General features: G+C 71.7%; 6 protein-coding genes. 1 reads left to right on the forward strand and 5 read right to left on the reverse strand.

The annotated features are described in order from the left end of the window. Positions 1-34: 34 nt before the first annotated feature. The 5 genes from ACWGIG_RS35540 to ACWGIG_RS35560 form a co-directional block, all read right to left on the reverse strand. A complete protein-coding gene (locus ACWGIG_RS35540) occupies positions 35-1,723 on the reverse strand; it encodes a uroporphyrinogen-III synthase (RefSeq protein WP_453325833.1) in 1,689 nt (562 codons plus the stop codon). Next, the gene (hemC, locus tag ACWGIG_RS35545; RefSeq protein WP_453325834.1) at positions 1,720-2,694 is read right to left on the reverse strand and encodes a hydroxymethylbilane synthase; all 975 of its coding nucleotides are present in this window, start codon (positions 2,692-2,694) and stop codon (positions 1,720-1,722) included. Before hemC ends, ACWGIG_RS35540 begins: the two co-directional genes overlap by 4 nt. Next, positions 2,691-4,244 (reverse strand): glutamyl-tRNA reductase, encoded by a 1,554-nt coding sequence (locus ACWGIG_RS35550; protein WP_453325835.1) that lies wholly within the window; start codon positions 4,242-4,244, stop codon positions 2,691-2,693. Before ACWGIG_RS35550 ends, hemC begins: the two co-directional genes overlap by 4 nt. Then, positions 4,241-5,023, reverse strand: a complete 783-nt coding sequence (locus ACWGIG_RS35555) for a redox-sensing transcriptional repressor Rex (protein WP_453325836.1) — start codon at positions 5,021-5,023, stop codon at positions 4,241-4,243. The genes ACWGIG_RS35550 and ACWGIG_RS35555 overlap by 4 nt, the downstream gene beginning before the upstream one ends. Positions 5,024-5,412: 389 nt before the next feature. Continuing rightward, the gene (locus ACWGIG_RS35560; protein WP_453325837.1) at positions 5,413-5,688 is read right to left on the reverse strand and encodes a glutaredoxin family protein; all 276 of its coding nucleotides are present in this window, start codon (positions 5,686-5,688) and stop codon (positions 5,413-5,415) included. 124 nt (positions 5,689-5,812) lie between these two features. Here ACWGIG_RS35560 and ACWGIG_RS35565 point away from each other — a divergent pair, with 124 nt between their 5' ends. Then, positions 5,813-6,775 carry an HAD family hydrolase gene (locus tag ACWGIG_RS35565; protein ID WP_453325838.1) on the forward strand — a complete coding sequence of 321 codons (963 nt, stop codon included), beginning with the start codon at positions 5,813-5,815 and terminating at the stop codon, positions 6,773-6,775. Positions 6,776-6,840: the final 65 nt, after the last annotated feature.

Consider the following 6,840-nt stretch of genomic DNA (forward strand, 5'->3'; position numbering starts at 1 on the left):
CCCCCGGCCCGCCCCGCACACCTCTCACACGGTGTTACGTCGTCCGCCGCCGCCGCGACCCCGGCCGCCGCTCGCTCGGCCGCGCCACGTGCTCGCCCGCCTCCAGCGCCGCCGCGCGCCGCGCCGCACCGAACTCCGCCAGCGCCTCGGCCAGCTTGTGCACCGAGGGCTCCGGCGACAGCACGTCGACGCGCAGCCCGTGCTCCTCCGCGGTCTTGGCCGTCGCAGGGCCGATACACGCGATGACGGTCACGTTGTGCGGCTTGCCCGCGATGCCGACCAGGTTGCGCACCGTGCTCGACGACGTGAAGAGCACGGCATCGAAGCCACCGCCCTTGATCGCCTCCCGCGTGTCAGCCGGCGGCGGCGAAGCGCGCACCGTCCGGTAGGCGGTGACGTCGTCGACCTCCCACCCGAGCTCGATCAGGCCCGCGACCAGCGTCTCCGTCGCGATGTCCGCACGCGGCAGGAAGACGCGGTCGATCGGGTCGAAGACCGGGTCGTACGGCGGCCAGTCCTCCAGCAGACCCGCGGCGGACTGCTCACCGCTCGGCACGAGGTCCGGCTTCACGCCGAACTCGACCAGCGAGGCAGCCGTCTGCTCGCCCACCGCGGCGACCTTGATGCCCGCGAAGGCGCGTGCGTCGAGCCCGTACTCCTCGAACTTCTCCCGCACCGCCTTGACGGCGTTCACCGAGGTGAAGGCGATCCACTCGTAGCGCCCGGTGACGAGCCCCTTCACGGCCCGCTCCATCTGCTGCGGGGTCCGCGGCGGCTCGACCGCGATGGTCGGCACCTCGTGCGGCACCGCGCCGTACGAACGCAGCTGGTCGGAGAGCGAGGCCGCCTGCTCCTTCGTACGCGGAACGAGCACCCGCCACCCGAAGAGCGGCTTCGACTCGAACCACGACAGCTGGTCGCGCTGGGCAGCGGCGCTGCGCTCGCCGACCACGGCTATGACGGGCTGGTGGCCGTCCGGAGAGGGCAGCACCTTCGCCTGCTTGAGCACCTGGGCGACGGTCCCCAGCGTGGTGTTCCACGTGCGCTGGCGCGTCGTCGTGCCCGCGACGGTGACCGTCATCGGGGTGTCGGGCTTGCGGCCCGCCGAGACGAGCTCGCCTGCCGCGGCGGCCACCGAGTCGAGCGTCGTGGAGACGACGGCCGTGGCATCGCTCGCCCCGACCTCGCTCCAGCAGCGTTCGTCGGCCGTACGGGCGTCCACGAAGCGCACATCGGCCCCGGCCGCGTCCCGCAGCGGGACACCCGCGTAGGCGGGCACGCCGACCGCGGTGGCGACGCCCGGGACGACCTCGAAGGCGACGCCTTCGGCCGCGCACGCGAGCATCTCCTCCGCGGCGTTGCCGTCGAGGCCGGGGTCGCCGGCGACCGCACGGACGACCCGCTTGCCGCTGCGCGCAGCCTCCATGACAAGATTGACCACGACCTTGGACGACATGGGCGTCCGGATCGCAGACGTGCCCGAAGTTACTGACGAGTCGTCAACTACGGCCAGTTGGGGCGTACTTACGCCCGCCTTGGCATGAGCACGTACGACGTCGAGCACAGCCGGCTCGGCGATCAGTACGTCGGCGCTCGCGAGGGCCTCGACGGCGCGCAGAGTCAGCAGGCCCGGATCACCGGGGCCGGCGCCGAGGAAGGTGACGTGCCCGGGTGCAGAGAACACCGAGGACGCCGAGGATGCAGGTGTGGTGGTGGGGCTCAAAGTGCTCGCTCCCCCATAAGACCGGCCGCACCCTTGGCGAGCATCTCGGACGCGAGTTCGCGCCCCAGAGCCTGCGCGCCATGGTGCGACGTGGGTACGGGACCGGTAGTGGACAGCTGCACCAGCTCGGCGCCGTCGGTCGAACCGACAACACCCCGCAGGCGCATTTCATTGACAATCTGCCCGTCAACCAAGAAGTCGGCCAGAGCACCCACAGGTGCACTGCAACCGGCCTCCAGGGCGGCGAGCAGGGCTCGCTCGGCCGTCACGGCGCACCGCGTCCGCGGGTCGTCGAGCTCGGCGAGCTTGGCAGCGAGGCCGGCGTTGGACGCCGCACACTCGATGGCCAGTGCCCCCTGGCCGGGGGCGGGCAGCATGAGGTCGGCGGCCAGGAATTCGGTCACCTCGTCGACGCGGCCGATCCGGCGCAGCCCGGCCGCGGCAAGAACCACCGCGTCCAGCTCGCCGTTTCGTACGTATCCGACCCGGGTGTCGATGTTCCCCCGGATCGGCACAGTCTCGATCTTCATCCCGTGGCTGCGGGCGTACGCGTTCAGCTGCGCCATCCGGCGCGGCGAGCCGGTACCGACCCGCGCCCCCTCGGGCAGCTGCGCGAAGGTCAGCCCGTCACGCGCCACGAGCACGTCGCGCGGATCCTCCCGCACGGGCACCGCGGCCAGCGCCAGGTCGTCGGGCTGCGCGGTGGGCAGGTCCTTCAGCGAGTGCACGGCGAAGTCGACCTCGCCCCGCAGCAGGGCGTCGCGCAGCGCGGTGACGAACACACCGGTGCCGCCGATCTGCGCCAGCTGCTCCTTCGACACGTCGCCGTACGTGGTGATCTCCACCAACTCCACGTCGCGCCCGGTCAGTTGACGCACTGCCTCGGCGACGTGTCCGGACTGGGCCATGGCGAGCTTGCTGCGCCGAGTCCCCAGCTTCAAGGCCGATCCGGCCTTAGCGGCATCAGTCATGCCCGCCCTCTCTTCGCACTCTCGGCACCGTCGGTGTCGGTTCGGTCGGCCTGCGGGCCCTTCTCGGGGCCGCCCTTGAGGCTGTCGGCCCTGCTCACCGCCGCGACCGTCTGCGGGTCGAGGTCGAAGAGCTCGCGCAGCGCGTCCGCGTACCCGGCGCCGCCGGGCTCGCTGGCGAGCTGCTTGACCCGTACGGTCGGCGCGTGCAGGAGCTTGTCGACCACGCGCCGTACGGTCTGCGTGATCTCCGCCCGCTGCTTCGCGTCGAGGCCGGGAAGGCGGCCCTCCAGCCGGGCCACTTCATTGGTCACGACGTCGGCGGCCATGCTGCGCAGGGCGACCACGGTCGGGGTGATCTGCGCGGCCCGCTGGGCGGCGCCGAAGGCGGCCACCTCGTCGGCGACGATCGAGCGCACCCGGTCCACGTCGGCAGCCATCGGCGCATCCGCCGCGGCGTCGGCCAGGGACTCGATGTCCACCAGGCGCACGCCGTCGAGCCGGTGGGCCGCGCCGTCGATGTCGCGCGGCATCGCCAGGTCGAGCAGCGCGAGCCGCACGGCCTTCCCGTCGGCTTCCAGCGGCCTGACCCGGGGCTGCGCCTGCGCGGCGAGCTCCCCGTTGTCGGCCCAGGCGCCGTGCAGTTCAAGGGAGTTGGGGTCGCTCTCGGCGCGTATCTGCGGTACGTGACCGGACTCGGCCGCACGCGTGGCGTCGTCCACCGGCATGCCCAGCGCGCCCGCGACGTCCTCGACGGTCAGCACGAGGCCGGTCGCACCGGTGCAGGAGACCGCGACGTCGACTCGTGTCAGTTCCCGGGCCACCTCGTCCATGGGTACGGCGCGCGCGGCGCCGCCCGACTGGACGAGGATCTCCGCGAGGCGCTCGGCGCGCTCGGCGGTCCTGTTCGCGACGACGACCTCGGCCACGCCGACCCGCACCAGCGTCGCGGCGGCCAGCGAGGACATCGAGCCCGCGCCGATCACCAACGCCCGCTTCCCGGCGGCCCATTCGGCGACCGGAGCACCGGCGGCGAGCTGTTCGAGCCCGAAGGTGACGAGCGACTGCCCGGCCCGGTCGATGCCGGTCTCGGAGTGCGCACGCTTGCCGACCCGCAGCGCCTGCTGGAACAGGTCGTTGATCAGGCGGCCCGCGGTGTGCAGTTCCTGCCCGAGCGCGAGCGCGTCCTTGATCTGGCCAAGGATCTGCCCCTCGCCGACGACCATCGAGTCGAGTCCGCAGGCCACCGAGAACAGGTGGTGAACGGCCCGGTCCTCGTAGTGCACGTACAGATAGGGGGTCAGCTCTTCGAGACCCACCCCGCTGTGCTGGGCGAGCAGCGTCGACAGCTCGGCGACGCCCGCGTGGAACTTCTCCACGTCGGCGTACAGCTCGATGCGGTTGCAGGTGGCGAGCACCGTCGCCTCGGCGGCCGGCTCGGACGCGAGGGTGTCCTGCAGCAGCTTCGCCTTGGCCTCCACGGAGAGCGAGGCGCGCTCCAGGACGCTGACGGGCGCGCTGCGGTGGCTCAGCCCGACGACCAGAAGACTCATGCCGGCATCACGGCGGGCACGTCGCCGTCGGGTCCCTTCCGGTTCGGGCCCTCGTTCGGGCCCTCGTCACCGCCGCGTGCGGCGGGCGGCAGCAGGGCGGCAGCGGCGGCTTCGGCGTCGCCGGCCTTGCGCTGCTCGTGGAAGGCGAGGATCTGCAGCTCGATCGACAGGTCGACCTTCCGCACGTCCACCCCCTCCGGCACCTGGAGGACCGTCGGCGCGAAGTTGAGGATCGAGGTGACGCCCGCGGCGATCAGCCGCTCACTGACCTGCTGAGCAGCGCCCGCCGGAGTCGCGATGACCCCGATGGACACACCGTTCTCGGCGATGATCTTCTCCAGCTCGTCCGTGTGCTGGACGGGCATCCCGGCGACCGGCTTGCCGGCCATCGCGGGATCGGCGTCGATCAGCGCGGCGACCCGGAAACCACGGGAGGCGAAGCCGCCGTAATTGGCGAGCGCGGCGCCGAGGTTGCCGATGCCGACGATGACCACGGGCCAGTCCTGGGTCAGGCCCAGCTCGCGCGAGATCTGGTAGACGAGGTACTCGACGTCGTAGCCGACGCCGCGCGTCCCGTAGGAGCCCAGGTACGAGAAGTCCTTCCGCAGCTTCGCGGAGTTGACCCCCGCGGCTGCGGCGAGTTCCTCCGACGACACGGTCGGGACCGAGCGCTCGGAGAGCGCGGTCAGGGCGCGCAAGTACAGCGGAAGGCGGGCGACGGTGGCCTCGGGAATGCCTCGGCTTCGGGTCGCCGGTCGGTGAGTTCGGCCAGTTGCCACGGTGCTCCTGCGGGATGAGCGGGGCTGTAGGCGGCCGTATGTCCCAAGACCGCCCCGTCGGATGCAGGCTATGTCTTTGTGAACGCGTGCACAAAGATGGTGTCCGATTTGTCCAAGCAAAGTGACCGGGGTCACGCGTTCACGCCGCGTCACCCTGGAACCGGAACACGCACGGTGACGTCGCGATTCCATCGGGGGCAAACCGGTACACACTCCTCACAAGCCAGCCCCCAACTCAACCCAAACCGCCCCCGATGGTACGCGGCATCCCTGCGGCTCAAGCCCCCGAAGCCGGCGCAGCCGCGCCTTCAGGGGCGCGGGGCTGCATCACTGTGCGGCTCCGCCGCGTGGGCGCGACCAGCCACGACGTGCCCGCACATTCCAGCCCCCTACCCCCCAAGCTCCCGCCGAAGGCGCCCGGCGTCCACCTTCCAGAACGTGTGCTGCTCCCCGTCCACCAGCACCACCGGAATCTGCTCCCAGTACTCCCGGTGCAACTCCGCGTCCACGGAGATGTCCTTCTCCTCCCACCGCACCCCCAGCTCCCCGCACACCGCCCCGACGACCGCCCGCGCGTCGTCGCACAGATGACAGCCGGGCTTGCCGATCAGCGTGACAAGACGCTCACCGGACTCCTTCTTCCTACGTCGCAGCAAAGGGCTCATCCCCCCATTCTGGCCGCCGTCGCGCACGCCTCCCGCGCCGCCGTAACAGTCCGGACGCGGAGAGTTCACACCCTCGCATCCCACCGGCTCGGGAAGTCCCGAACAGAATGGCTATGCTCACGTCATGGCCGCACTGGGATGGCTCACCCCCCGTAGGCGCTCCGCGACCGCACGGAGCGTGCTGGCGGGCGAGGCTGCAGCCGAAGCAGCACGCAAGTCGTCACAGGAACTCGAAGAGCTGGAGGCGGCCCGCGCCGCCAAGCCCGATTCCCCCGGCACCACGGAACCGGCCGAACCCGAATTCCCGGTCCCCGGCGACACCAAGGCCGCCGCCTTCTTCGACCTCGACAACACCGTCATGCAGGGCGCCGCGATCTTCCACTTCGGCCGCGGCCTGTACAAGCGGAAGTTCTTCGAGCGCCAGGAACTCGCCCGCTTCGCCTGGCAGCAGGCCTGGTTCCGGCTGGCCGGCGTCGAGGACCCCGAACACATGCAGGACGCCCGCGAGAGCGCCCTGTCCATCGTGAAGGGCCACAAGGTCTCCGAGCTGATGACCATCGGCGAGGAGATCTACGACGAGTACATGGCCGAGCGCATCTGGCCCGGCACCCGCGCCCTCGCCCAGGCCCACCTCGACGCGGGGCAGAAGGTCTGGCTGGTGACGGCCGCCCCCGTCGAGACGGCCACGATCATCGCCCGCCGCCTCGGCCTCACCGGCGCGCTCGGCACGGTCGCCGAGTCCCACGAAGGCATCTACACCGGCCGCCTCGTCGGCGAACCCCTGCACGGCCCCGCGAAGGCCGAGGCCGTCCGCGCGCTGGCCGCCGCCGAGGGCCTCGACCTCACCCGCTGCGCCGCGTACAGCGACAGCCACAACGACATCCCCATGCTGTCCCTCGTCGGCCACCCGTACGCGATCAACCCGGACGCCAAGCTCCGCAAGTACGCCCGCGACCGCGAGTGGCGGCTGCGCGACTACCGCACCGGCCGCAAGGCGGCCAAGGTCGGCATCCCGGCCGCGGCCGGCGTCGGCGCCCTCGCGGGCGGCACCGCCGCCGCCCTCGCGCTGCACCGCCGCCGCCGCTGACGGCTTCCGCTTCCGTTTCCGCCCCTTTCGGTACGAAGAAGGGCCGGGCACGCCCCACTTGAGGG

It is taken from the genome of Streptomyces sp. NPDC054863 (genome assembly GCF_053610825.1).

Excerpts from the sequence above, each read along its gene's own strand:
- ACWGIG_RS35565 (WP_453325838.1), top strand. The coding sequence starts at position 5,813 with ATGGCCGCACTGGGATGGCTCACCCCCCGTAGGCGCTCCGCGACCGCA.
- hemC (WP_453325834.1), bottom strand. The coding sequence starts at position 2,694 with ATGACTGATGCCGCTAAGGCCGGATCGGCCTTGAAGCTGGGGACTCGG.
- ACWGIG_RS35560 (WP_453325837.1), bottom strand. The coding sequence starts at position 5,688 with ATGAGCCCTTTGCTGCGACGTAGGAAGAAGGAGTCCGGTGAGCGTCTT.
- ACWGIG_RS35550 (WP_453325835.1), bottom strand. The coding sequence starts at position 4,244 with ATGAGTCTTCTGGTCGTCGGGCTGAGCCACCGCAGCGCGCCCGTCAGC.